General features: G+C 71.1%; 20 protein-coding genes and 1 pseudogene. 11 read left to right on the top strand and 10 right to left on the bottom strand.

The features are described from left to right. Nucleotides 1-267 precede the first annotated feature (267 nt). Complete coding sequence (locus ABGB14_RS39490; RefSeq protein WP_347648979.1) at nucleotides 268-1,041, bottom strand: TetR/AcrR family transcriptional regulator C-terminal domain-containing protein; 774 nt, start codon at nucleotides 1,039-1,041, stop codon at nucleotides 268-270. Between the two features lie 12 nt (nucleotides 1,042-1,053). Between ABGB14_RS39490 and ABGB14_RS39485 the strand changes: the two genes are divergently transcribed. Genes ABGB14_RS39485 through ABGB14_RS39470 form a run of 4 tightly spaced genes read left to right on the top strand, consistent with a single transcriptional unit; the run spans nucleotide 1,054 to nucleotide 5,801 of the window. Then, on the top strand, nucleotides 1,054-2,643 hold the full coding sequence (locus tag ABGB14_RS39485) for an alpha-amylase family glycosyl hydrolase (protein ID WP_347648978.1): 1,590 nt from the start codon (nucleotides 1,054-1,056) through the stop codon (nucleotides 2,641-2,643). 28 nt (nucleotides 2,644-2,671) lie between these two features. Further along, nucleotides 2,672-3,946, top strand: coding sequence for an ABC transporter substrate-binding protein (locus ABGB14_RS39480; RefSeq protein WP_347648977.1), 1,275 nt, complete (start codon nucleotides 2,672-2,674; stop codon nucleotides 3,944-3,946). 23 nt (nucleotides 3,947-3,969) lie between these two features. Next, nucleotides 3,970-4,920: a sugar ABC transporter permease gene (locus tag ABGB14_RS39475; RefSeq protein WP_347648976.1), complete on the top strand. Its 951-nt coding sequence runs from the start codon at nucleotides 3,970-3,972 to the stop codon at nucleotides 4,918-4,920. Between the two features lie 2 nt (nucleotides 4,921-4,922). Further along, the gene (locus tag ABGB14_RS39470) at nucleotides 4,923-5,801 is read left to right on the top strand and encodes a carbohydrate ABC transporter permease (protein WP_347648975.1); all 879 of its coding nucleotides are present in this window, start codon (nucleotides 4,923-4,925) and stop codon (nucleotides 5,799-5,801) included. A gap of 308 nt (nucleotides 5,802-6,109) precedes the next feature. Here ABGB14_RS39470 and ABGB14_RS39465 read toward each other — a convergent pair whose 3' ends face one another. Further along, complete coding sequence (locus ABGB14_RS39465) at nucleotides 6,110-7,021, bottom strand: hypothetical protein (RefSeq protein WP_347648974.1); 912 nt, start codon at nucleotides 7,019-7,021, stop codon at nucleotides 6,110-6,112. A 151-nt stretch (nucleotides 7,022-7,172) separates the two neighbouring features. On the opposite strand from ABGB14_RS39465, the pseudogene ABGB14_RS39460 reads away from it, so the two are divergent. Then, nucleotides 7,173-7,536 (top strand): annotated as a pseudogene (locus ABGB14_RS39460) (hypothetical protein); the annotation flags it as partial. Nucleotides 7,537-7,538: 2 nt separating this feature from the next. Here ABGB14_RS39460 and ABGB14_RS39455 read toward each other — a convergent pair. The 6 genes from ABGB14_RS39455 to ABGB14_RS39430 form a co-directional block, all read right to left on the bottom strand. Beyond that, the gene (locus ABGB14_RS39455; RefSeq protein WP_347648973.1) at nucleotides 7,539-7,880 is read right to left on the bottom strand and encodes a hypothetical protein; all 342 of its coding nucleotides are present in this window, start codon (nucleotides 7,878-7,880) and stop codon (nucleotides 7,539-7,541) included. 79 nt (nucleotides 7,881-7,959) lie between these two features. After that, complete coding sequence (locus tag ABGB14_RS39450; protein WP_347648972.1) at nucleotides 7,960-9,855, bottom strand: ATP-binding cassette domain-containing protein; 1,896 nt, start codon at nucleotides 9,853-9,855, stop codon at nucleotides 7,960-7,962. Beyond that, complete coding sequence (locus tag ABGB14_RS39445; RefSeq protein ID WP_347648971.1) at nucleotides 9,852-11,765, bottom strand: ABC transporter ATP-binding protein; 1,914 nt, start codon at nucleotides 11,763-11,765, stop codon at nucleotides 9,852-9,854. The genes ABGB14_RS39450 and ABGB14_RS39445 overlap by 4 nt, the downstream gene beginning before the upstream one ends. Continuing rightward, nucleotides 11,735-12,640 (bottom strand): glycosyltransferase, encoded by a 906-nt coding sequence (locus ABGB14_RS39440; protein WP_347648970.1) that lies wholly within the window; start codon nucleotides 12,638-12,640, stop codon nucleotides 11,735-11,737. Before ABGB14_RS39440 ends, ABGB14_RS39445 begins: the two co-directional genes overlap by 31 nt. Then, on the bottom strand, nucleotides 12,613-13,788 hold the full coding sequence (locus ABGB14_RS39435) for a pyridoxal-dependent decarboxylase (protein ID WP_347648969.1): 1,176 nt from the start codon (nucleotides 13,786-13,788) through the stop codon (nucleotides 12,613-12,615). Before ABGB14_RS39435 ends, ABGB14_RS39440 begins: the two co-directional genes overlap by 28 nt. Further along, nucleotides 13,785-15,125, bottom strand: coding sequence for a glycosyltransferase (locus ABGB14_RS39430; protein ID WP_347648968.1), 1,341 nt, complete (start codon nucleotides 15,123-15,125; stop codon nucleotides 13,785-13,787). The genes ABGB14_RS39435 and ABGB14_RS39430 overlap by 4 nt, the downstream gene beginning before the upstream one ends. 444 nt (nucleotides 15,126-15,569) lie before the next feature. Here ABGB14_RS39430 and ABGB14_RS39425 point away from each other — a divergent pair, with 444 nt between their 5' ends. The 6 genes from ABGB14_RS39425 (at nucleotide 15,570) to ABGB14_RS39400 (ending at nucleotide 21,473) form a co-directional block, all read left to right on the top strand. Further along, nucleotides 15,570-16,601 carry a hypothetical protein gene (locus tag ABGB14_RS39425; RefSeq protein ID WP_347648967.1) on the top strand — a complete coding sequence of 344 codons (1,032 nt, stop codon included), beginning with the start codon at nucleotides 15,570-15,572 and terminating at the stop codon, nucleotides 16,599-16,601. Nucleotides 16,602-16,997: 396 nt separating this feature from the next. Next, nucleotides 16,998-17,819 carry an ABC transporter ATP-binding protein gene (locus ABGB14_RS39420; protein WP_347648966.1) on the top strand — a complete coding sequence of 274 codons (822 nt, stop codon included), beginning with the start codon at nucleotides 16,998-17,000 and terminating at the stop codon, nucleotides 17,817-17,819. Then, nucleotides 17,797-18,666 carry an ABC transporter permease gene (locus ABGB14_RS39415; protein ID WP_347648965.1) on the top strand — a complete coding sequence of 290 codons (870 nt, stop codon included), beginning with the start codon at nucleotides 17,797-17,799 and terminating at the stop codon, nucleotides 18,664-18,666. Before ABGB14_RS39420 ends, ABGB14_RS39415 begins: the two co-directional genes overlap by 23 nt. Next, the gene (locus ABGB14_RS39410) at nucleotides 18,663-19,703 is read left to right on the top strand and encodes an ABC transporter substrate-binding protein (protein ID WP_347648964.1); all 1,041 of its coding nucleotides are present in this window, start codon (nucleotides 18,663-18,665) and stop codon (nucleotides 19,701-19,703) included. The genes ABGB14_RS39415 and ABGB14_RS39410 overlap by 4 nt, the downstream gene beginning before the upstream one ends. Before the next feature lie 69 nt (nucleotides 19,704-19,772). After that, entirely contained in the window at nucleotides 19,773-20,516 is a 744-nt protein-coding gene (locus ABGB14_RS39405; RefSeq protein ID WP_347648963.1) for an SDR family oxidoreductase, read from the top strand. 90 nt (nucleotides 20,517-20,606) lie between these two features. Then, the gene (locus ABGB14_RS39400; RefSeq protein WP_347648962.1) at nucleotides 20,607-21,473 is read left to right on the top strand and encodes a hypothetical protein; all 867 of its coding nucleotides are present in this window, start codon (nucleotides 20,607-20,609) and stop codon (nucleotides 21,471-21,473) included. Here the strand turns inward: ABGB14_RS39400 and ABGB14_RS39395 are convergent. Beyond that, entirely contained in the window at nucleotides 21,466-24,672 is a 3,207-nt protein-coding gene (locus ABGB14_RS39395; protein WP_347648961.1) for an AAA family ATPase, read from the bottom strand. The two genes, ABGB14_RS39400 and ABGB14_RS39395, sit on opposite strands and share 8 nt — an antisense overlap. Continuing rightward, a complete protein-coding gene (locus ABGB14_RS39390) occupies nucleotides 24,669-25,970 on the bottom strand; it encodes an oxygenase MpaB family protein (RefSeq protein WP_347648960.1) in 1,302 nt (433 codons plus the stop codon). The genes ABGB14_RS39395 and ABGB14_RS39390 overlap by 4 nt, the downstream gene beginning before the upstream one ends. Nucleotides 25,971-25,992: the final 22 nt, after the last annotated feature.

Raw genomic sequence — 25,992 nt, 5'->3', positions numbered from 1 at the left:
TGATCGACTGGCTAGACACCGACGATCATGAGGGGTCGCGTTCGTCATCTCCGCACCGGGGCACCCCTACTCGCCCACCCGGCTCAGGGGTACAGCAGTCTCACCAGTCGAGAACGCAACGGCCCTGCTCAGGAATGGGCCGGAGTGAGGCGCTCTTCCGCCGTCCAACGGTCCGGCGGTGTCGAAGTGTGCGCCCTGCCGGAGCTCGGAGCGATGTCGTACGACTCCGCCGCAGCCGGTCCGGATGGTTCTGTTGGGTCGAAGGGTCTATCGGGGATTCGTGTTGTGGGAGAGGCGTATGCGCAGGGCCTCGATGATCAGGTCGAGGGTGAAGTTGAAGGCGACGTCGGCGCGGGGGACGCCTGGCGGCGCAGTACGGACTACGCGGGCAAGTGTCGCTGCCTGGGCGAGCGCTCCGGCTGGGTAGAGGTCTTCCGGGGAGACCAGGTCCAGGCTTGCGCCGATCGTCACTATGTCAAGCATGGCTATCGCGAGCATGACGTCGCGATCGGTGAAGCCCGCGCGGGACAGGACGATGGCCACGTTCTCCAGCGTGGTGATCGTGGCGTCCAGGTCGGCGGGGGACGTTGCCAGCAGGGGGATGACCCACGGGTGCTTGGCCATCGAGGCCCGCTGGGCGGAGGCGACGTGCCGGATCACATCCGCCCAGTCGGCGGTGACGTCGACGCGGACCGCCAGTGCCTCGTGCAGCCGCTGCCGGATCAGCTCGATGATCTCGGCCCGCCCGCTCACGTGGTTGTAGAGCGAGGACTGGCGGACATTGAGCCGCCTCGCCAGATCGGGCACGGTGAAGCCGCCGGTCTCGCTGGTCATCTCCAGGGCGGCGGTCGCAATGATCTCCCGTGAGAGAAGTGCCTTGCGCGGGCGCGGCATCCCGTGGTCCCTTCCGGATTGCTTTCCATGGTGGCGGCCGACGCGATAAACGAACGTCATTCGGTTGGCGCCTTGACAGCTGTAAATCCTGGTAGACACCATACCGGAGAAACGAATCCGGATTCGTTTGCCGTGTTCGGCTTCCATGAGAGGACTCCGGTGGACCATTCCCCTTGGTGGCACGGTGCCACGCTTTACCACGTCTACGTCCGCTCGTTCCAGGACGGCGACGGGGACGGCTATGGAGATCTCCAAGGTCTCATCGGACGTCTCGACTACCTCCAGTGGCTCGGAGTCGACGCCCTCTGGCTCTCTCCCACGATGCCGTCTCCCAACCACGACTGGGGCTATGACGTCTCCGACTACCGTGGCGTCCATCCAGAGTTGGGTACGCTGGACGACTTGGACGTTCTCATCGCCCAGGCGTGGGAGCGCGGGATGCGCGTCATACTCGACCTCATCCCGAACCACACCAGCAGCGAGCATCCGTGGTTCGTCGAAGCCCGTTCCGACCCGGGCTCGCCGTACCGCGACTACTACGTGTGGGCGCCGCCCAAGAGCGACGGGTCGCTGCCGAACAACTGGGTCGACGACACCGGCGAACCGGCGTGGACATGGGACGAGAAGAGCGGCGAGTACTACTTCCACAATTTCCTCCCCGAACAGCCGGACCTCAATTGGTGGAATCCGGCGGTGCATGCCGAATTCGCCGCCATCATGGACTTCTGGTTCGACCGCGGGATCGCCGGATTCCGGATCGACGTGGCGAATGGGCTGTACAAGGACGCGCTGCTCCGGGACAACCCCACGCACGACGGCGCCCACATCTACGGCACCGAGGTCCAGGGACGATACGGGATACAGCACCTGTACAACTTCAACCAGCCGGAAGTGCACGACGTCTACCGGGAATGGCGCCGGCGTGCGGAGAGCCGGGTGGAGACGCCGTTGCTCCTCGGTGAGACGTGGGTGGCGCGGGTCGACGAGCTCGTGCCGTATTTCGGGGACGACGACGAGCTGCATCTGGGGTTCAACTTCCCGTTCATCTTCGCGCCGTTCGAGGCGCCGGCCCTTTCGCGGGTGGTGGCGGAGTCTCTGGCCTCCTTCCCCGAGGGGACGTGTCCGATCTGGGCCGGCTCGAACCATGACCTGCCGCGCATGGCGACGCGATGGGCGGCCGGAGACAACCGCAAGACCCGCTTGGCGCACACCCTCATGGCGACCCTTCCCGGGACCTACGCGCTCTACTACGGCGACGAGCTGGGAATGGTGGACAGCGACATTCCGGCCCGGTTGCACCGTGATCCGCTCACGGCCGGCGGCCGGAACGGGCAGTGGCCGCGGGACAACGCGCGTGCACCCATGCGCTGGGACCGCACTGTCGGCGCGGGGTTCACGACCGGCACACCTTGGCTTCCGCTGCCCGACGACGAGAGCGTCAACGTGGCTGAGCAGCGGGCCGACTCTGCATCGACTCTCGCTCTCGTCCGCGCGCTCGTGCTGCTCCGCCGGGAAGCCTTCGCCGGCGGCATCGCCGGCTACCGCGAGGTAGAGGTGAGCGATTCGCGATGGATCTACACCTGCGGCCCGCTGACGGTGGCGGCCAACTTCTCCGCCGAGCCGCAGCGGGTGACGCTGACCGGTGAGCCGCTGCTGTCGAGTGCCACGGTGCGCGAGAGCCTGCCCGAGACCGGCACGAACCCGACGCTGCGCCCCTGGGAAGCGGTCGTCCTGCGGACCGCGGGATGACCCGGCGAGGAACGAGGAGGAGATGGACGTGAGGGCGCGGCGTAGGCTGTCCGCCGCAGCGGGCGCGCTTATCCTTGCGGTCACCGGCTGTGCGACGCCGGACAGCAGGCTCGATGCGGCGCGGCAGCACTTGTCGGGCCGCGGGCCGATCACGTACGTCCAGGCGTCGGACGTGGCCGGGGCCGCGACCAAACAGGTCATCGAGACGTGGAACCTGCGTCATCCGGACCAGCGGGTCACGCTCAGGCAGTTCAGTGACGTCGACGAACTGCACGACAATCTTGTGCGTCACTTCAAGGCCGAGGACGCGAACTACGACGTCCTCGGCGCCGATATCGTGACGATCGCGGAGTACGCGGCGCACCGCTGGCTGCAGCCCTTCGAGGGCGACTACACCTTCGACACGTCGCCGCTGCTGGAGCAGACGGTCACGACCGCGCGGTATCAGGGCACTCTCTACGCCGCGCCGTTCATGACGGACGCCGGCCTGCTCTACTACCGCAAGGACCTGGTACCGCGTCCGCCTCGGACGTGGAAGGAGCTGCTGAAGTACTGCGAGATCGCCCGGGAACGGCGCATGGGCTGCTACGCCGGGCAGTTCGCCAAGTACGAGGGCCTCACCGTCAACGTAGCGGAGGCCGTCGCCGCCGCGGGCGGCAGCTTCGTCAAAGCCGACGGCACGACCCCTTCGGCCGACACCCCGGCCGTCCGCAAGGGCCTGTCCCTACTCGTCGACGCCTATCGCGCCGGCGACATCCCGCAAGAAGCGATCACCTACCAGGAGGAAGACAGCCGCCAGGCGTTCGAAGCCGGCAAACTACTGTTCCTGCGCAACTGGTCCTACGTGTATCCGCTGGCCGAGAGCGACGGCGGCTCCGTGGTGAAGGGCAAGTTCGGGGTGGCCATGCTTCCGGGGGCCGACGGGCCCGGGCGGGCGGTGCTCGGCGGTCAGGACAACGCGGTGAACGTCTACTCCAAGCGCAAGGCGACCGCCCGAGACTTCCTCATTTACCTGCAGTCTCCGGACGTGCAGCGGAAACTGCTCATCGAGCAGGGCCAGCCTCCCGTCGTCAAGAGCCTCTACCGCGACAGGTCGCTGCTCGACGATCCCGCGCTCGGCTACCTGGGCGCGCTCGAACGGAGCATCGCCACCGCGGCCGAGCGGCCTGTCACGCCGTTCTATCCGGCTGTGACCCAGGCCATCAGCGAGAACGCCTACGCGGCCATCAAGGGCGAGAAGCCGGTCGACAAGGCCGTCGAAGACATCCAGGCGGCGATCCTCGCCGCGACCAGCGAGCAGTGACGCACGCCAGACGGGAACGTTCCATGTCCAAACCGTCCGAAACGACAGCGCAGAGCCGCAGCAGGCTCGGCGCGCTACTGGTCTCACCGGCACTCGTCTTGCTCGCCGCCGTCATCGGTTACCCGATCGTCGCCGCGCTGGTCACCTCGTTCCGCACCGATCCGACCCTGCGGGACGGGTTCTTCACCACCGGCGGGGAGTTCGCGGGATTCTCCAACTACCTGCACTGGCTGGGGCAGCAGTGCGGCGACACGTCCTGTCCGCCGGGGACGCTCGGTGACCAGTTCTGGACCTCGGTCCTGGTCACGCTGTTCTTCACGGTGGTCACGGTGTCCCTTGAGGTCGTCCTCGGTCTCCTGATGGCCGTCGTCATGAACCAGGCGTTCGCCGGACGCGGTTTCCTCCGCGCCGTCGTCCTGGTGCCCTGGGCGATCCCGACGGCCGTCACCGCGAAGCTCTGGTTCTTCATGTTCGCCTACGACGGCATCGTCAACCGAGCCCTCGGCACCCATATCCTGTGGACGGACGGTGCCTGGTCAGCACGGGTGGCTGTCATCATCAGCGACGTGTGGAAGACGACGCCGTTCGTCGCGCTGCTGTTGCTCGCCGGAATGTCGGGCATTCCCGGTGCCCTCTACGAGGCCGCCCGCATCGACGGCGCCTCCACGTTCCAGCGCTTCCTGCGGATCACCCTGCCGCTGATACGGCCGGCGCTGCTGGTCGCCATCGTGTTCCGCGTGCTGGACGTCCTGCGCATCTACGACCTGCCGGCGATCCTCACTCAAGGCGGTGGCGGAGATGGGCACGCGACCACGACGCTGTCGATTCTCACGGTCCGGCAGATCCAGCAAGGCTACGGCGGCGCGTCAGCCCTCTCCACGCTGACCTTCGTGCTCATCTTCGGTGTCGCTCTGGCGCTTGTCCGGGTGTTCCGGGTCAACCTCGTCCAGTCCGAACAGCATGGGATGTCCTAGTGATGACGACAGCCGAATTCTCGAAACACACGTGGAAGACGCGCCTTCGGCGGACGCGGCGGCCACTGTGGCTGTACGCCGGCGCGGCCGTCATCGTGCTCTGGTGCCTGGGCCCCTTCTACTGGATGGTGGTCACCGCGTTCCGGGACGTCGGCCACACCTTCGACGCCACCCCGTGGCCGGCGCACCCGACGCTGGACAACTTCCGGGCGGCGTTCGACACGAGCGGAGGCGACCACTTCGGACGGGCGCTGCTCAATAGCATGGTTGTCGCGTGCGCGACGACCGCGCTGGCTCTGCTCATCGGGGGCCCGGCGGCGTACGCGCTGGTACGGCTGCCGATGCGCGGCAAACCGAAGATCTTGGCGGCCGTCCTGTGCGCGTCGATGTTCCCCGGCGTCGCCATCCTGACCCCGATGTTCCAGCTGTTCACCGACATCCGATGGCTGGGGACGTACCAGGCGCTCATCGTCCCCAACATCTCCTTCGCCCTGCCCCTGGCCCTCTGGATTCTCACCAGCTTCTTCGCCGCGATGCCCTGGGAGTTGGAGAAGGCGGCGCTCGCGGACGGCGCGACCCCGGCCCAGGCGTTCCGCAAGGTCCTGCTCCCGCTCGCGGCGCCCGGTCTGTTCACCACTGCGATCATCGTGTTCTTCTCCGCCTGGGATGAGTATCTGCTGTCCAGCCTGCTGTCGAACGGGAACCCCGACGTCGCGCCGGTGACCGTGGCGATCGCCAACTTCGCCGGCTCCCAGCCGCACCAGATCCCCTATACGGCGATCATGGCGGCCGGGGCCATCGTGACGCTCCCCCTCATCGCCGCCGTCCTCGTGTTCCAGCGGCGCATCGTCACCGGCCTCACCGCGGGCGCCTTCAAGTAGGACACACGAGCCGGTCAGGCGAGCGGACGGCGAACAGCCCGGAAGGGCTTGGCCGGGTCCGCCCGCAGGCGAGATCGTGAAGGTGCCCCGGTTCGATGGACAAGCGTCGGCGGCTCAGGAGCGCGCCCTGCAGGCGTGACCAGAACGACTCCATCAGGTCGTGCCACCGAACGTGCGTCGCCCGTCGGCCGTCCGCGATCGCCGTGCCCAGCCTCGCGCTCGTCACCGTCCCGCGGACCGTCGTCTGGTTCACGCCGGTGCCCCTGATCAAGCTCCTGCTCTCCTGGCTGGAGCCCGGGGGAGGGGCCTCAGGCGTACCAGTCCGCGGCGATCTCGTGGAGTGCGTTGCCCTTCCCGCGGGTGGACACGCCCAAGGTGAGGACGGCCGAGATGCTCTGCGGGTCGTTGAGCAGGCAGAAGACGTGGAATGAACCGCCGTCCGCGGTGCGGAACCCGTACGGGCGGCTGTAGGACTGGTAACCCATGTACGCGCCCTTGGACACCGTGCGGTAGGCGCGCCTGCTGTAGTTGTCCTCGGCCAGCCGGTAGCCGTTCCGGCCCTCCTGGTCGTGCCTGTCGTAATCCCAGAACACCATGTACTCCTGGGCGACCTGCTTGCCGATGCGGGCCGGCATGGCGGTGACGTAGCCCTCGGCGTCCCGCCGCGGCTCGGGCACCCGCTGACCGTGGTGCAACGGGCTCTTGGCCGCGAGCTTGAACGCTCCGCCCTCGGGGCGCCAGAACGCCAGAATGTGCGGGCGGTCCTGGCCCGCGTACGTGGCCTGGAGGAGGAACCACTGTCCGTCAGGAATCGTCTGCTCGCGGGGGACGTAGTAGACATGCCCGGTCAGGCGGATCGCTTCGCGCTTCTTCCTCCTGTCGCCGTCCTTCACGGCCCACCGGTCGATCACCGCTTCATGCCTGGTGCCGTCCCAGAACAGTCTGTCGATCGCGGATGAATCGTCCCACCAGTCGCGGTCCTTGACCGTCCGGTTGTGGTCAGCCAGCCAGTTCGCGGCGCCCCGCTTGGCGTCTGCGATCGTGAGGCCGGTGGCGACCGGTGACGTCGATGGCGTGACCGGGGACGACCCGCGGGCGGAGGCGGTCGGCCGAGCCTGCTCGGTGGGCGGCGTGAGAGGCGGCAGCCCGCAGCCCGCAGTGGTCACCGCCAGGAGGGCAAGGGCGACGACCCGGATGCCGAGGCGCTGATCAGAGATCACCTAGTGTTCCCACGTCGTGTCCGGCGATGTCGCCACCATGCCGTCACCGCGCCTCCGTCCTGGCCAGCGGAACACACTATCAGGGTGCTGACCTGGGTGGCGGCCGGCCCCGGGGCACTCACGCGGGCCGAACGCCGGCTCCGCCATGACGGGGCCGCCCGCCGACCTCGTCGAGGTCTTCGCCCAGCCGGTTCCAGCGCTGACGATCTGTGAGCTGCCCGGCGTGCCGTACCTGCGGGAGCTCGCGCTCGCGAAGCGGGCCAAGCCGACCGCGACCTGCGCAGCGACCTGGTCAGCAGCGGCGACCTGACCGACGAGGAGCTCGGCGGGGTGGTCGCCGCCACCGGTATGCGCGGCGTGCTGAGGACGTGGAGCTCGGCGGCAGGCAACTCAAGGCGGGCGACACGGTCGTCATCGCGATCAACGCCGCCAACAGGGATCCGGCCAGGTTCTCCGACCCCGACGTGCTCGATCTGCGCCGCTCAGCCGCCGGGCATCCGGCCTTCGGCCACGGTAGCTAGCCCACGACGTCGTACGCGTATCCGGTGCTGAGGCGGTAGGGGTAGGAGCCGCGGCAGACGGCCGAGGACAGCTGGCGCGGGCCCTGCGCCAGACCTCCATAGATGCGTGTGCGGTCGGAGTCGGTGTTGTTCTTCTTGTAGCACCAGGTACTGACCTGGAACTTCCAGGTCGTCGTGCACTTGAGAGTGACCAGGCCGTACTTGCCGGTCTTGTTGCTGGTGGCGGAGCAGGACGCGGCGCTGCCGCTCCGTGCGGTGGCGCCGGCCGGCGCGGCGGTCACGCCGGCGGCCAGGGCGACGGATACGGCGAGGAGTCCAAGGGCGCGAAGGCGGGTCATCTGATCTCCAGACGGTGATGGACCGGATCGGGACAGACACCATCGAATCCCAGAGCTCTATGAAAAACCTATGAGCTCGCTATCCCGTGCCCGGCCTGTCCCGTCGCGGGCAGGTGCCGGCGGCCGGCTGAGGTGAGCTCTCCGGCCCCGCCTTGTGCACCGGATGCCGGCCGGGAGCGTACGCGGAGGACTGCATCGTGAACAGGCCGGCGTAGGTCCGGCCGGCCGCCATCAAGGTGGCGTGATCGCCGACCTCGGCCACCCGGCCCTCGTCGAGGACCACGATGAGGTCGGCCATGCGGACGGTGGACAGGCGGTGCGAGACGAACACGGTGATCGCGCCCACCGACCGGCCGACGCGCCTGGCCTGCGCGGCGTACCGTTCGAACACGGCGTCCTCGGCCTCCGGGTCGAGGGCCGAGCCGGGCTCGTCCAGGACGAGCAGCAGGGGGGTCTCCCGCATGAACGCGCGGCCCAGGGCGAGCTTCTGCCATTGACCGCCGGAGAGTTCGACGCCGTCGGCGTACGACCTTCCCATCTGGCTGCTCAGGCCGTGCGGGAGGAGGGCGACGACGTCGGACGCGGCGGCGCGTTCCAGAGCCGCGGCCACCACGGCATCATCGGCGATCCTCGGCAGGTCGCCCAGGCCGACCGCCTGCCGGGCCGTCAGCTCGTACCGGACGAAGTCCTGGAAGCCGGCCGAGACGCGCAGCCGCCACGGATCGGGCGCCACCTGCCGCTGGTCGACGCCGTCGAGCAGGATCCGGCCGCGGGTGGGCTGGTAGAGCCCGCACAGGAGCTTGACCAGGGTGGACTTGCCGGCGCCGTTCTCGCCTACCACGGCCACGGTGGCGCCGGCCGGGAGGACCAGCCGGACGTCCGTCAGCACCGGCCTGGTCGTGCCGGGATAGGCGAAGCTCACGTCCTCCAGGGTGATCCCCCGATCGAGCCGGTCCGGTGGGCCGTGACCGCCGGCCGCCGCCGGCTGTCCTCCGACCGTTGCCTGCTCTGCGAGGGCGACTGCCAGGTCGGCCAGCCGCCGGTGCGCGGTGGCCATCCTGTGCAGGTCCTGCATCAGCCGGACGGCGGTGGTGACCTGCTGGTTGACCTGTACGGCCAGCACCACGACCAGGACGACGCCACCCGCCGAGGCGCCCCCGGAAACCGCGCTCCTGACGGCGACGAGCACCGCGCCCGTGTACCCCGCCGCGAACGTCACCAGTCCGGCGGCACGGACCAGCGTGGCGGTGAGCTGCCCTCGCCACAGGCGCCGGGTGGCGGTCGCCCACAGCCGGGCGTGGCGGTCGCGCAACTCCTCTCCCAGCGCCGAGACCCGCAGCTCGCCACCGTGCCGGGCCGTGGCCGTCAGGCGGAACAGATTGAGCGCGATGCGGGTCGGCTCGGCCGAATCCTGCCGGGCGCGGTCCAGGGCCCGGTCGGCGACGCGTCCGGCGACCAGCGGCGGCACCACGGCGAGCGGGAGCAGCAGGAGCAGCGCGCTCACCCGGGCCAGCAGGATCCCGGTGAAAGCCATGGCGATCGCGAGGCCGGCGGCGTTGACGATCGCGCCGAGACCGGTGTGGAAGCGGCGGCTCTCCCGCTGCAGCACGGTGAACGTGTCCGCGTGTTCGGGCCGGTCGTGGTGGGCGGTCCCGGGCGTCCCGTTGGACAGCGCCGCCAGCCGCAGGTCGAAGTCGATCTCGGCGAGTTCGGACAGCTCGAAGTACGCGATGTGCGCGAAGTGGCCGAAGGTCAGCGACACGATGGCGAGAACGGCGACGCCGGCTCCGGCGAGCGCCGCGGCACCGGACCGGCCGGCGAGCACGTCGTCGGTCATCCGGCCCAGGCAGGCGGCCAGGAGCGGAGCGGCCGCCGCGCCGGCGAGCACCAGGGCGAACGCGGTCGCGGTCTTGCCGCGGTCCGCCCGCCAGGCGCCGCAGACCAGGTGCCGCACCGTCCGGAAGACCTCTCTCACGTCGGGTCCTCGGTGCACTCGGCGAAGCGGTGGGCCTGCAGGCGGAACAGGTACGCGTACCGGCCGTCGAGCGCCATCAGCTCGTCATGGCTGCCCTGCTCGACGCGGCGGCCGCCGGCGAGAACGACGATGAGGTCGGCCCGGCGTACGGTGGCGAACCGGTGCGAGATCAGCACAGTGGTCGCACCCTGGGTGAGCTCGGCGAACTCGTCGAAGAACCGGGCCTCGGCGCGGACGTCCAGGCTCGCGGTGGGCTCGTCCAGGACGATGACCGGTGAGCCGTGCCGCAGCGCGAACAGCGTGCGGGCCAGGGCGATCCGCTGCCACTGCCCGCCCGACAGGTCCCCGCCGCCCGACAGGTGCCGGGCCAGCGGCACGTCCAGGCCGCCGGGCACCGCGTCCAGCATGGCGGACACGCCTGCGGTTCGCGCGGCGGCCTCGATCCCGGCCCGGTCGCCCAGCGCGTCGACCGCGCCGAAGCCGATGTTCTCCGCCGCGGACACCTCGTACCGGGCGAAGTCCTGGAAGACCACGCTCAGTTTCCGGCGCCAGGCCGCCACCGGATAGGACGCGATGTCGGTGCCGTCGGCGCGGATCGTGCCGCTGTCGGGGTCGTACAGCCGGCACAACAACTTCACCAGCGTGGACTTCCCCGCGCCGTTCATGCCGACGATGGCGGTGCACCGGCCGGCCGGGATCGTCAGGTCCAGGCCGTCGAACACGAGCCCCGGCCCTCCCGGATAGCCGAAGCGGACCTGGTCGAACCGGATGGCCTGCACCGGATCCGGCACCGCCCCGGCCGCGGTCACCGTCCCCGGGCCGGCCGGGTACGCGTCGAGCCGGGCGACGAGGCGCTCGACGGCGTCGTGCGCCCGCAGGCCGACCTCGGTCTGCAGGTCCGCCTCGGAGTAGTGCTCGCCGAGCCGCACCGCGCCCAGGGCCGCCTGCACGACGATCAGGAAACCGACCAGGGTGAGCCGGTCCGCCGCCGTCGTCCCGACCGCCCAGAACACGGCGACGGTGACGGCGGCGCCCGCGGCCGTGAACCAGACGAAGGGCCACACGTACGCGCGCCGCCGGGCCGCCCACAGGGGCCGCAGCCACGCGCGGTAGGCGTCCTCCAGCAGGCCGGACAACCACCCGATGAGCCCGAACACCCGGATCTCCTTGCCGGCGGCGGGCTCGATCACGAGCCGGCGAAGGTAGTCGATCCGCCGTTCCTCGTCCGCCAGCGCGACCCGCGCCTGCGCGTAGCGGCGCAGCCCGCCCCGCTGCCCGTGGCGGAACAGCAGCACCACCCCGGCCAGCCCGAGCGCGGCCCACCAGGAGAACACCGTGCCGATGGCCACGAGGCAGCAGCACAACTCGGTTGCGCGAGCGAGCAGGGCGAGCGCTCCGGCGCAGGCCTGCCCCGGGCTCTGGACCCCGTACTCCAGTTCCCGCGACGCCAGCCGCAGCGCGTCGAGAACCCGCTGATCCTCCAGGGCCGCGATGCCCCGGGGGCGAAGGGCGGCCGCCATCAGCCGGTCGTACATGAGGCCGTCCACCCGGCGCGCCGCGAGCTCACCCAGCGATTCCTGCAGCGGAGAGAGGACCTCGCGCAGCAGGAACGCAGCCGTGGCGACCGCGAACGCGGCCGGCAACCGGTCGAACGCGGGTGACCCGGTGCCGCCGGACACAGGGCCGGACACAGCGCCGGACATAGGGCCGGACACTGCTGCGGGCACCTCCGCCAGCAGGTGGCCGGCGGCGACGACGAAGACGACGGGCAGCGCGCCGAGCGCCAGGTTCACCGGCACCATCACCGACAGCAGCGCCGGCCCCACGCGCGGCACCAGCCGGACGACCCGCCACTGCGAACCCGGGTGCGGCGCCCCGCTCACGCCTTCCCGGCCAGGTAGTCCGCGCATGACGGCACGTCGAGGAAGCGGGCGACGTCGTTGAGGTTGAACGGGTTGATGGTCGGCAGCGGCAGGAGGAGCCGGGTGAGTGGCGTGCCGTACTTGTCGGCGATGTAGCGGTAGTTGAGGGCGCAGCTCGCGATGTTGTCGTCCGCCTTCTTCTCGTGCGGGTAGTGGATGGAGCTCGCCTGCCGGTTCACGACGAACCGGGCTCCGTCGCGGTGCAGCCGGTAGGCGAGGTCGATGTCCTCCCCGCCCCAGGTGCGGAAGGCCTCGTCGAACGCCCCGACCGAGCGCAACTGGGCCGTCCGGGCCGAGGCGTTGCAGTTCCAGTACACCGTCCAGGGCGCGGGCAGGTCGCCGATCCTGTCGTCGTGCCGGACGTAGAACTCCTCCCGGAGATCAAGCCGCCCGTCCTCGGCGAGCCGGACGATGCTGGCGTCGGGGTCGGTGACGTCGACCCTCCGCTCGATGAGCTCGGCGTCCTCGTTGTCCAGGTTGAAGCCGTAGACGTACCCCACGACGGCCGTCGGGCCTGGAGCGGAGGCGTGGCTGTCGAGATGGGCGCTGAGACAGCGGGAGTGGGCCAGTACCCCTGAGTCGATGAAGACGCAGATGTCGGCGGTCGCGTGTGCTATCCCTACGTTGCGGGCGGCGGCGAGCCGGTAGCCCTGGTCCTCCTGGTAGTCGTAGGTCACCGCGAGCCGGTCGCGGTACCGCTCGACGACCGCGGCCGTGCCGTCGCTGGATCCGTCGTCCACGACCACCACCTCGAACCGGTCGGCCGGCAGGTCCTGGCGGGTCAGCGCGTGCAGGGTCCAGTCGAGCAGGCGGGCGCGGTTGTACGTGGGGATGATCACAGAACACGTGAGGGAGTGGTCCATGGCTGTCCGTCCTTGATCGGTTCGGGGATCGCGGCGCTGATCGCCGTGACGAAGCGGTCGACGCGGGTACGGGTCACGCCCGGGGTGCAGACGATGTGGCTGATCCCGCGGACCACCGGAAGCGCCCACGTCTCGAGGACGGTGTGATGGGGCGTCGGGAACACCACCGTGCGGGCACGGCGGTGCGCGCGCCACGCCGGCCACCCGGCGGCGGCGAGCCGGCGCTGGGCGTACTCGGCGGTGGCCTGCCCGGCCTGTGCCAGCTCCCGCAGGCCGCTGATCCCACGTTCCTTGAGGAGGTACCAGAGGATCAGGGCGGCATGCCCGTTGCGGGAGCTGGTCAGCGAGTCGGAGGCGCCGCACAGCAGGTCCGAGGCGCTCGGGCTCCGCCCGGGGTCGATCCTGGTCAGGACGACTCCGCAGGGGAACGGCGCGCCGAGGAACTTGTGGCCGCTGATCGACAGGCTGTCGGCCCCCTGGGCGTGCAGCCCGAACACGGGACGGCCCTCGGCGTGCAGCGCCAGCGGGATGCCCGACATGGCGGCGTCGGCGTGGAGATGGGACTGCTTGCCGGCGGCCGACAGCGTGACCCGGATGCTCCGCACGTCGTCCACGGCCTCGGTCAGCGTGGTGCCGATCGTGGCCACCACGATCGCCGACGGGTGCGGGTCGGCCACGAGCCGCCGCATGAGGGCGGTGTAGTTCATCTCGCCCTGGATGTCGGTCGGCACGGCGACGTTCTCCATGCGCAGCATGCCGGCGCTGCGGGCCACGCAGGGGTGCGCCGCCCTGGAGTGGTAGACCTTCGCCCCTGGATGCGCCGCCCGCGCGAGCCACAGGCCGTGCAGGACGCCTTCGCTGCCCCCAGAGGTCACGTGGCCCCACCGCCGGGCCGGGCCGGCGCCGAACAGGTCGGCCAGGTCCTCGACGAGCTCGCGTTCGAGGTCCTTGGTGTGCCAGGGAAAGACCGGGTCGACCTCGGGGTCGCCGTAGTTGTTGAGCTCATGCGACAGGAAGGGCACGAGCGACTGGGGAAAGGCGGCCGACCAGCCCGGGAAGCCGACCTTGTGGCGTTCGGCGGCGGCGAGCCGGCGCAACCGGTCGGCGACCGTGTCCGCGAGCGGGTCGCTGCTGCTCAGGGTGGTCACCGGGGGCCCTTCGGGCGGAGCGCGGCCTGCTCGCGCACGGGGCTCGACGCGGCCACGAGGCCGGCCACCGCACCGAACGGGTCGAACTCGGCGATCTCCGCGCGCAGCCGCCCGGCCGCCGCGCGGTAGCGGGCGTCGCCGAGCACGGTGGTGACCGCCCGACGGACCTGCTCCGGCCGGGGGCGCCCGGTACGCAGGTCGAGTCCCGCGCCGCTCCACTGCACCCGGGCCGCCACCTCGGGCTTGTCCTCCGTGTCGCCGGCGACGACCAGCGGCACCCCGTTCCGCAACGCGGCATGCACGCCGCCGTAGCCGCCGTTGGTGACCAGGACGCTCGCCAGCGGCAGCAGCCGGTCGAACGGCACGTAGCCGGCGATGACGGCGTTGCCGGGGATCTCGGGGAGCAGGCGAGCGACGTCCTCCGGGCCGTCAGGGCGGGCCGTCGCCGCGACGACCGTGACGTCGGTGGCGGCGAGCCCTCGCACCGTCGGCAGGATCAACTCCGAAAGGTCCTCGTTGGCCAGCGTGCCCTGGGTCACCGCCACGACCGGGCGGCCCGCCGCGGCGGACTCGGGCCACCACTCCGGCGTCACGAAGGAGTCGCTCGACGGTTGCGGCAGCGCCCCGACGCACCGGAACGAATCGGGCGCGTCCGAACGCGGGTACTCGAAGCCGGGCACGGTCAGCTGGAGATAGTGATCGGGCCCGGTGACCGCACAGTCGAAGATGAACCCGGGCAGGTCACAGCCGATGGCCCCGAAGACGCTCGCGACGTCCTTCTGCAGGCCCGCGTACGCGTCGAGCGTCTCGGCGTTGAGCCGGCGGTTCCGCGCACGTCCCTCGGGGCCGCCGAGATACGGAATCCCGGGCCCGAACGGGGGAACGTCGTCGCTCAGCAGCATGGGGGGAAGGACGCCGAGGCAGATCGTCGTCGGCCGGATGGCGCTCGGCGGTCGCAGGGACACCGGCAGGGCGCCGAGGAAGACGGTGTCGTGCACGAGCACGCTGGCGGGGAAATGTTCGAGCAGGGCCTGGATCTGACGGTATTGCGCGGCCGCCGCGTCCGCGAACACCCGCTTCCAGAAGAAGGTGTGATGCTCGTATCCCGTGCCCGCGTCGGCGAATTCTGGAAACGCGGCGGACATGTGCCGGTCGTCGAAGTCCGCTTCCTCGGGGAGCGCTTCAAAACGCGTCCCGCCGGACATCACGGCCTCCTCGAAACGTGAACCCGTCACGAAGAGCACGTCGTGGCCGCGGGTGCGGAGGTTTTTCGCGACCGTGAGCAAGGGGGTTACGTGACCGTGGAAGGGTGTCGCCGCGAACAGGACTTTCGCCATCGGGGCTCCAGGAGTGCGGGGACTTGCGGCACTGGTCGGTGCATCGGGGCAGCGGTTCTCTCCGTCGGCCAGGGGCGTTCGCGCCGCGAGCCCCGGCCCGGTGCCCGAGAAGGGGCGCCGGCCATGCGGGCCGGACGCACGCCATTGCGCCCCGACTCAAGCTGGTTGAGATGCATAACAATGATTGTTAGTCGCGTTTCGAGCGCAATATAATGTCGTGGGAGCGCTCCCGCAAGACCGGATTCCGTCAGGCGGAATAGAGAGCCGGGGGTGATGAGTTGGCGGCGGATGCCGGTTCGCCGCGGACGGATCCGAGATGCGCCGACAGGCACCCGGTGCGCCAGGTGCGTCGAGACCGCGGTTTCGCGGGACACATCCGGTCCGGTCCGAATACGGTGACTCGTTGACATTCGGCCAAGCCCGTAAGCCTTCGGGGGTCACTTCATGCGCACCGCAGCCGCAGTCCTCTCCTTCGTGCTCGCCATCACCATCCTGCCCGTCCGGCCCGCCACCGCCGCGGTTTCCGCCTCGCCGCTGCCGGGCGGCAAGACCTCCTATGTCGTCTCACAAGGTCATCTGAAGGCCGCCTCCCGGCAGAACTGGGTCCGCCTGGGCAGCTACCGCTTCGCCGCCAACGGCACGGTGAGCGCCGCCCTGTACCTGTGGTGGCAACGTCATCCCAAGGCCAGGCAGCGCACCGGCACCGTCCCCGACCCCAGCTGCACCACCAAGGCGGGCGGTGCCGCGTCGCGGCCCCGCGCCTGCGAGGTGCTCACCGCCGGGGGCTTCACCGGCGGCCCGAGCGAGAAGCGCACGGGGACGTACACCGTGGCGGGCGACGTGCTCACGATCCGGTGGAAGATCGCCCAGACGTGGACGGAGCAGTGGTACGTGCGGCGCTCGCCCGACGGCAGGCTGGCCCGCCTGGACCTCAAGCGGAGCACGCTGGCCACCCACGGGTACGCCTACGGCAGCAACGCCGCGCTCGGGACCCGTCGCGCGATGAGCTCGGTCAAGGCGTTCCGCGGCTCGCTCAGGCAGGACCTGACGAGCTGGGCGAGCGGCAAGCTCGTGAACTCCGCCGATCAGCCGTTCGGCCACTCCGCCTTCCGCGCCTGCACCGGCACCACCTCATGCCTGACCTACCTGCAGCCGTCCTCGCGCGGCGCGTGCCAGAAGTCCGGCGGCTGCCCCAAGTACGGAGGCGGGACGCGCCCCAACATCAGCTCCATCCAGTACTACCTGACGATGATCTCCAAGTCCGACCGCCGTGACACCCTGTGGCACTGGTGCACCTGCCTGGCGATGGAGCGCCGTGAGTTCTGCTACACCGGCAACTCCCACGTCAAACCGCTCATGCAGATCATCGACGACCGGGGAGCCTTTCGCGGCTGGGTCGGCGCGGAGGCCTCCTTCTCGACCGGCTCCCGGGCCACGGACATGCTGGCGGTGCTGCGCGTCTCCGACTTCCGCTGACCGGTCCGCACCTCGCTGAGCTCCCGGGGCGCGGGCCCGACCTGTGGCGCTACCACGAGCTGCCGCCGGTCAGGGACCGCGGTCGGCGTCTCCCGGGCTGCGGCCGGAGATCACCCGGCGCGAGTGCGTGGCGTCGGGCACGGACCTGCACCTGGTGGATGGTCTGATCAGCGACGCGGGGCGGATGGTCGGCGAGCTGGTCGCGGTGGCGTCCGGCATCAGCGTGCCCAAGCCCGCCGGCGACGGGCACCGCGGTCACGGTCACCAACGCCGAGCTGCTGGCCGAGCCAAGGGAGGTCGCGGCCCTGGAGGTGGACGCGCACCTGGTCTGACATATTCCCCTGTTTGTTGGTAGCTTTAATCTCCTTACGGGCAGAAGGACCGAAGGAGACTTCCGTGACATCCGCGACGACGGACGCCACCCCACGCGACGGAACGAGGGGTGAGCCGCCGCTGCTGCTCGTCGACCGGGTCGCGATCGGCTACCAGCGGCAGGGCCGCCACGTGCCGGCGGTGGCGGAGGCCGGCTTCGAGGTGCGGCGCGGCGAGAAGATCATGTTGCTCGGCCCTTCGGGCTCGGGCAAGTCCACCCTGCTCAAGGCCGTCGGGGGATATCTCCGCCCGACGGCCGGCCGCATCCTCGTCGACGGGCGCGACACCCCGGAGCCAGGCCCGGACCGCGCCTTCGTCTTCCAGGAGTTCGACCAGCTCTTCCCGTGGCGCACGGTGCTCGGCAACGTCGTCCACGCGCTGCGGGTGACAGGCGCCGACCGGCGGCAGGCCCGGCGGCGGGCCGTCGAGCACCTGGAGCTCATGGGGCTGGGGGACGCCCTCGACAGCCATCCCCACCAGCTGTCGGGCGGCATGAAACAGCGCGTCGCGATCGCGCGGGCGCTGGCCATGGACCCCCTGATGCTGCTCATGGACGAACCCTTCGGCGCGCTCGACGCGCAGACCAGGGGACGGCTGCAGCGCGAGCTCGCCGGGATCGCCGCGCGCACCGACGTGACCCTGCTGTTCGTCACCCACAGCATCGACGAGGCCGTGCTGCTCGGCGACCGCGTGGTCGTGCTCGGCGGCCGTCCCTCGCGCGTCGAGGACATCGTCGACGTCTCCGGCCTGCAGCCGGACTCGCCGGGGTTCGCCGAGGCCCGGCGCCGGCTGCGTGCCCTGCTCGCGGAGGAAGGGGAGGACCTTGACGGCGCCGTCTTCGAGTGACGTGCTGGAGCCCGCCAGGAGGGAGCGGCCGGAGCCGGTCACCCATCGCCGGTCGCCGCGCCTCTGGTCACGCCTGCCGAGCTGGGCCCGCCGGACGATCGTGTTCGTCGCGCTGGTCGGAGCCTGGCAGCTCTACACCTCGCTGTCCGGGGTGAGCCCGTTCGTGTTCTCCGGCCCCTGGGACGTGGCCACGGCGTTCGCCGACGGCTGGGCCGGCGGGGAGATCACCGGTTCCACCCTGACCACCATGAGGCTGCTCGGCGCCGGCGTGGGCATCGGGGTCGTGCTGACCGTCGTCCTCACCGTGCTCGCCGTCACCACGACGATCGGGAACGACGTCCTGACGCTGGTGTCGTCCATGGTCAACCCGCTGCCGTCGGTGGCGATCCTGCCCCTCGCGATGCTCTGGTTCGGGCTGACCGACACTGCGTTGATCTTCGTCACGGCCAACGCCGTGCTGTGGCCGATGACCGTCAACGTCAGCATGGGCCTGCGGACCACGCCCGCCACGCTCGTCATGGTCGGCCGCAACCTGGGCCTGAGCGGCTGGCGGCTGGCCCGCGACGTGATGATGCCGGCCGCGCTGCCGCACGCCATCGCCGGCCTGAAGACCGGCTGGGCGTTCGGCTGGCGCACGATCATCGCGGCGGAGCTGGTGTTCGGGGCCGCCGGCGCCGACGGCGGGCTCGGCTTCTTCATCAACAACTCCCGGTACTACGCCCGGATCCCGGACGTGTTCGCCGGGCTGGTGACGATCGCGTTGATCGGCATCGCGCTCGACCTGGTGTTCAACCTGGTCGAGCGGTACACGGTGACCCGCTGGGGCATGAGGGAGGGCACGGCATGATCTGGACTCCGCAAGGCTCGCGTACGCCGGCGAACCGGCTCGCACCGCGACGCTACAGCCGCCGCGACGCCCTGCGCGTCGGCGCGGCCGGCGCCGGGCTGGCGGCGCTGGCCGCCGCGTGCGGCGAAGGGGGCGGCTCGGGTGGCTCCGGCGAGGAGATCAACATCTCGCAGGGCTCCGGGATCAGCTACGCCGCGCTCACCATCATGCAGGCCAACGGCTGGCTGGAGAAGGATCTCCCGGGACGTACGATCAACTGGAAGCTCGTCAGCGGCGGCGCGGCCACCCGCGACGGGCTGCTGGCCGGCCAGCTGCACGTCGGCTCCAGCGGCGTCGGCCCCTACCTCATCGGCTGGGACGCCGGCATCCCCTGGAAGATCGTCAGCTCCCTCAACGACATGCCCCTGTGGCTGGTGGCCAAGGACCCGCGCCTGCGCGGGCTGCGGGACTTCGAGCCCACCGACAAGATCGCCGCCGTCTCGCCGGGCTCCATCCAGTCCGTCATGTTGCAGAAGGCCGCGCGGCAGCAGCTCGGCGACGCCCACGCGCTCGACGGGAACATCGTCGCGATGGCCCACCCCGACGCGTTGCAGGCCCTGGTCGGCGGGCAGATCGCGGCCGCCTACACCTCGCCGCCGTTCCAGTTCCAGGCGGTGGAGCAGGGCGCGCGCAAGCTGGTCGACAGCTACGAGCTGTTCGGCCCGCACGGGTTCAACATGATGGTCGCCACCCAGGAGTACGCGGAGCAGAACGGCGACGTGATCGAGGCGGTGCACAGGAACATCGCCCGGGCCAGCGACCTCATCAGGAACTCTCCCGGCGAGGCCGCGCAGATCCTCTCCGAGGCCGAAGGGGGGAAGGTCTCCCCGGCCCGGTACGAGGAGTACCTGACGTTCGACGGCATCGAGTTCACCACGACGCCGCACGCCCTGCTGAAGCTCGGCGCCTTCATGAAGGAGGTCGGCGTCGTCAAGAAGACGCCCGCCGACTGGCGTGACGTGGTCTTCGACACGGTCAAGCAGGAGGACGGCTCCTGAGCGTCACCAGGCGCCGCGGACAGGACCGCAGGCGGGGCGTACCGGTGGCGGGCTGCTAGGGTGCGGCGGATGAGCGGACGTGGAGTTCTTGTCACCGGAGCGTCGCGAGGCATCGGACGCGCGATCGCGGCGGCCTTCGCCGCCCAGGGAGATCGGGTCGCGATCCACCACCGCGACTCCGCGAAGGAGGCCCGGAGCCTGCTCGGCGAGCTGCCGGGCCGGGGCCATGTGGTCGTCCAGGCCGACCTGGCCGACCCCGACGGCGTGCGGCGCATGACCGACGAGGCGGCGCGCGCCTTCGGCGGCATCGACGTCCTGGTCAACAACGCCGGGGTCTTCCTCCACCACCCCGTCACCGAGATGTCCTACGAGCAGTGGCAGGACGCCTGGCGGCGGACGCTCGACGTCAACCTGACGGGCGCGGCCAACGCCACCTGGTGCGCGGTCCAGCACATGCCCGCCGGCGGCAGGATCGTCAACGTCTCCTCGCGCGGCGCCTTCCGCGGCGAGCCCGACAGCCCGGCCTACGGCGCGAGCAAGGCGGGGCTGAACGCCTTCGGCCAGTCACTGGCCATCGCGCTCGCCCCGCGGGGCATCGCGGTGGCCTCGGTGGCGCCCGGATTCGTCGAGACGGACATGACGAACGAGCACCTCAAGGCGCCGCGCGGCGACGCGATCAGGTCGCAGAGCCCGTTTGGGCGGGTGGCGCGGCCGGAGGAGATCGCGACGGCCGTGCTGTACCTCGCGTCGCCGTCCGCCGAGTGGGCCAGCGGCACGGTGCTCGATCTGAACGGCGCCTCATACCTTCGCTGACAAGCCACCCCAATCTCATGATCTCCGTTAATCAGGCGGTTATTGTGAATTTCTAGGGACACTTCGGAAACTCGTTTCGAGGGGGACGGCGTGGCCAAGGGGTGCTTGTACGCGCTGGCATCCGGCGCGGGATGCGCGGCGCTCGTCGTGATCGGCTTCGTCGCCTACGTCCACCTCGGATCAGGCGTCCTGCTCCTCGCCCTGCTGATGGCGCCCATCGGCCTGTGCGGACTGGTCGTCGCGCACGACGTCATGAACCACCGGGCCGTCAACGCTGGCGAGCGGCAGCGGCTCGCCCGCGAGCGTGACCGGGTCCGGCGTACCGTCGACCTCGTCACCGACCCCTCCCTCACCGACGTCGAGCGCCTGGCCGTGATCGACTGCTTCGTTCCGAGGCTGGGACGGAACCCGGCGCGGTCGCCGTACCGTGACAGGTTCGTGGCGGTGGACGAGCTGTCCCCGCCGTCACGCGCCCTGCTGGAACGGGCCAGAGCGGCCGTCATGTCCGTCTACACCTCCCAGGTCATGCGGCGGCGGCTGCTGGACGACCTGGCCAACGAGACCCTGTTACCGAGGCAGCTCTGGGAGATCGCCATGCTCCTGCGGGTGCAGACGCACCTGCAGGAGGAGCAGGACGAGGCCCGCCAGGGACGCGTCACCCCCGAACTGCTGGCCGTGCTCGAACCCCAGCAGGAGGCCCTGCGCCGCTCCGTCGCGTCGGTGACGGCCAGAGTGGAGAGCCTGGAGCGGTACGCCGGTCGGGTCCAGGAGGCCGACGCCGCCCTGCGGGCCATGGACGCCCTGGGCAACAACCACAAGTACCGGGCCCTGCTGGCCCACACCGACGACACCGAAGGGCTGCGCGAGCTCGAAGCCCAGGGAGACACGCTGCAGGAGACCCTGACCAGGAGCGTCCGCGACGCCATCGAAGCGGGCCAGACCCTAGAGATCACGTGAGCCGGCGTTCCAGCAGGTGCGCTCCCCGGCCCGCCAGCAGCGAGCCGCACCACTCGCGCAGATCCGCCGGGTCGGGCCCGCGCGCCTCGCCCCCGGCCAGCAGGCCGGCCCAGTCGAGCAGGGACTCGGCCAGCATGAGCGGCACCCCACGCCGCTCGTGCACCTCGGCCGCCGCCTCGAAATGTTCGGCGGCCCGCCGCGGATCCCCCATGGCGACGCGCAGGTGCGCCAGATAGTGGTGCCCGCAGTGGTGCGCCACCGTGCCGTGCCCGAACGTCTCGCCGTCGGCGGCCAGCGCGTCGTACAGCTGCCCGGCCAGCTCGGGCCGCCCCAGCCTGGACGCGGCCACGGCCAGGTTGTCGAGAGCGGGCCGGTAGGCCATGTTCCGTGGCGGCTCGGCGCCCTGGTCGGCCAGGATGCGGTCGAGCAGGGGAGCGGCCCCCTCGTCGCCCAGCTCGCACAGGAAGCGCAGCACCGCGTGCACCGGGTCGACGCGCGGCGCCTGGGCGGCCCGCCGCAGCCGGTCGCCCAGCTCCCACAGCCGCCCCTGCAACCGCCGGATCTCGCCGATCTGCTCGGCGTAGATGGCCACGGCCTCCAGGCGGCGGCCGATCTCCGAACCGAGCCGCATGGCGGCCTCCGCCTCGGCCTCCGCCTGCGCCAGGTCGCCCTGCATGAGGGTCAGCCCGGCTCTGGAATAGCCGATCACCCAGTTGAGCTGGGGTTGCGCCAGCCGGCGCGCCAGCTCGTCGGCCTGGTCGAGCAGCGTCGCCGCCCTGGCCGCGTCGCCGCTGTCGAGCACCGGGGGCGTGCGCTGCACGTACGCGTGGAACAGCGCGAGGTCGTCGCCCGTCATGCGGGCGGCCTCCAGCATCTCGTCGCCGTCGCGGTGCCGCTGGTGCAGCGGGTCGGCGGGGATGATCGTCAGGCTGCGCAACCCCAGCACGCCGGCCAGCGTGCGCGGGTCGCCGGACTTGCGGGCCAGCGCCACCGCCTCGTCGCTCAGCGCGAAGCGCCGCTCGCCGTCGGGCGCCCAGATCAGCTCCGAGGCGAGCTGGGCCGCCAGCAGCGCCCTGGTGCTGACGTCGGTGGAGTCGACCAGCCGGCGCGCCTCGGTCAGCAGGGCGATGCGCTGCGTGTCGGGCGCCGCCGAGATGGTGGAGAAGCCGCGGTCGCCGCCGAGCGCGGCCATGACGATCAGGTCGTGGCGCTCGCACTCCCTGGCCAGGTCGGCCGCCCGCACCAGGGTCTGCCTGGCCTCCGGGTCGCCCGCCAGCCACATCGCCCTGCCGCACTCCATGAGCAGCTCCGCGCGCCGCTCCCGCGTCGTGCCGGGGAAGTCGCCGAGCAGGTCGAGCACCCGCTGGTACCACGTGACGGCCTCGCGGTGGGCCAGCCCGGCCAGCGCGTGTTGCGCCGCGCGCACCGCCGCCTCCGCCGCCGCGCGCACCCGGGCGGGGTCGCGGCCGTGTTCGGCGGCGGCCAGCAGGTGAGCGGCCACGACGTACGGCCGGGCCTCCATGGCGCCCGGGTCGGTCCGCGACAGCGCGTCGGCCACCCGGCCGTGCAGCAGCCCGGCGCGCGGCACGGACAGGTTGGCGTAGAGGGCGTTCCTGGTCAGCTCGTGCGTGAAGTGGCAGGAGCCGCCGTCGGACATGCTCACCAGGCCCGCGCCCATCGCCTCCTCGACGGCGGCCACGAACCGCGCCTCGTCGAGGTCGAGCCCGGCCCGCAACTCGGCCGGCTCCATGCGCTCGCCGACGGCCAGCAGGTTGACCAGGTCACGCGCGTCCGGAGGGAGCTGCGCCATGCGGGCCACGGCCATCCTGGACACCGAGTCGGGCACGGCCAGCGCGTCGAGGTCCTTGCCCGCGGCCAGCTCCCTCACCACCTCGCTGACCAGGAACGCGTTGCCGCCCGTGATCCGGTGCAGCCGCTCGGCGTCGCCGCCGGTGCGCAGCTGCGCCAGCGCGTGACCGACCTCGTCGAGGCCGAAGGCGGGGACCGGGATGACCCGGCTTTCCGCGGTCACCTTGTGCAGCTCCGGCATCGCCGACTCGACCGGCAACGGCCGCGATATGGCGAGGACGAGCATGGGCAGGGCGTCGGCGTCCCACATGAGGGCGTTGAGCATCTGCAGCGACTCCAGCGTCGCCCACTGCAGGTCGTCGATCACCAGCAGCACCGGTCGTACGGTGGCCAGGCGTTCGATCAGCGTGCGGGCCGCGGCCATCAGGTGGTAGCGCTCCGAGACGGGCTCGGTGGCGGGCGGCACCTCCAGCGACAGCGGCGGCGCGGCCAGCGACGGAGCGAGCCGGACGAGCTGGCCGCACTGCTGGTCGACCCCGGCCCGCAGCAGCAGCGCGGGTGAGGTGCGGGCCAGCCGTTCGACCGCGCCCGCGATCGGCTCGTACGCCTGCCGCGCCGGATCCGTGCACCGCCCCGCGAGCACCGTGAACTGCCGCTTGAGCGCCCGCCTGGCGACCTCGGAGGCCAGCCGGGTCTTGCCCACGCCCGGCTCGCCCTGCAGGATCACCAGCCCGCTGCCGAACTCGGCCGCCGCCAGCTCGCCGTCCAGCGCCCGCAGCTCCTCCTCCCTGCCGACGAAGGGCAGCACGTGGTTCTCGTCCAGCCACGGCGCCGGCCCGCCGCTCTGGTGGTGCTCGGCGCTCTGCCAGTGCAGCTCGTACGTGTGCAGCGGCTCCCGCAGCCCTTTGCCGGGCAGCCGCCCCAGGTCCTTGAACTCGTGCCTGCCCCGCCCCTGCGCCAGCCGGCGTACCAGGTCGGTGCAGAGCACCTGGCCGCCCTCGGCCAGCGCGACCAGGCGTGCCGCCTCCACCGTGGGCAGTCCGCTGACGTCGTCGCGCCCCCAGCACACGTCGCCGGCGGAGAGCGCGGCCCGGATGGAGATCTTCTCCGGGGCGCGCTCGTTCTCGTCGGCGACCGCCTGCTCGACCGCGATGATCGCGTCGAGCCCGGCCGTGGCCGAGTCGAACACCGCCATCAGCCCGTCGCCCAGGCTCTTGGTGAACGTCGAGCCGTTGGCGGTCACGACGGACTGCAGCAGCTGGTAGAGCCGGCGGAAGACGACGTTGGCCCGCTCCTCGCCCAGCCTGACGCGCAGGGCGGTGGAGCTCACCACGTCGGTGAACAGGATGGTCGCCGTGGTGAGCGCGCCGGGCGCGTGCGGGGGAGTCACGTGCCCGGCCCTTGCGGCGTCCGCCCTTTCATGGCCCGCACGGGCGCCCGCAATCTGCCGCGGACCTCCCGGCGGACCACCCGGGTCGCCACCGCGGGGCGCGACTGCCTGATCCGCCAGGCGCGGGCCAGCTCTTCGGGGATCCGGAACGCCGCGGTGCCGTCGGAGTGGCGGTCGATCAGCGCGATGACGATGTGCCTGCCGGCTTTGCGCGTCAGCCGGCGGGCCACGCCGTCGACGGGGCCCGCCAGCCAGGAGTGCCGGTGCGCCGAACGTGCCGCCGCGAACAGGGCGGTGAACCACCATGCGGGCTTCGGCACCTGGAGCAGCTCGGGCACCTGGTCGGCACGGTGGGCGGCGTCGCGGAAGACCCAGTGCACCAGGCTGCGCGGCAGCTTGCGCCACCCGAGGGGCATGAACTCCTCCATCTCCGCCAGCAGCGTGGCCATCAGCCGGCGGCCCTCCTCGCTGGATTCGTAGAGGCGGCCGAGACGCTCGCTGACCGGCTCGACGTCGGCGAGCGTGAGAGGCCTGTCACGGCAGGCGTCGACGCCCATCAGATGGCCGAAGACGCTCCACGTGTAGAGGTGGGCGGCGCGCTCCTCCTCGGTCAGCACGACGCCCATGCGCTCCAGAGCCTCCCACGTCACCACCGAGAAGTCGAAGATGGTGGCCAGCAGCAGTTCCTGGTTGACCGGGGGCCCGTATCTCGCGGTGTCCCAGCGGTCGGCGTAGCGCTCGTCGACCACGGCGCGCACGAACGAGTGCAGGATGCGCAGCCCGATCGCCGTGGTGTGCCCGGGGCCACCGGGCCGCAGGCTGCCGGTCGCCCGCAGCCCCATCACGTCGATCAGCATCTGCCCCGTCTCGGCCACCCTCCGGGTGAGGCTGTGCGTGGCCAGGTTGGAGACGCCGGCCAGCACCTTGGCGCTGGACACCTCCACGTACGCCATCGGCAGGCACTTGCAGAACAGCGCGGCCGACTGGTAGAGCCCGTAGTCGGCGAACACGGCCTGCCCCCTGGCCAGCAACTCCTCGTCGTCGCCCCAGCCGGGCAGGTCCCTGGCGAAGTCGATGGCGTCGAAGATCTCGGAGGCGGGCGGCTCGCCCCAGGGCGCCCTCGCCTCCCGCTTGGCCTGCCCCAGCTCGGCGACCACGGCCTTGAGCAGCTCCAGCGGGCCGCTCCCCTCGGGCTGGGCCTCTAGATAGTCGGCGACCACCTTGTCGATGTCGGGATCCGCCTGCTGCCTCAGCTGCCGGAACCGTTCTTCCGGCCAGCGCTCGTCCTGTTCCGTCATGTGCCCCGTACTCCAGATTCGG

It is taken from the genome of Nonomuraea sp. B10E15 (genome assembly GCF_039871615.1).
Lineage (GTDB): Bacteria > Actinomycetota > Actinomycetes > Streptosporangiales > Streptosporangiaceae > Nonomuraea.
Note: the sequence above shows the minus strand (reverse complement) of the source record. Positions and strands in the feature narration are given on the sequence as shown.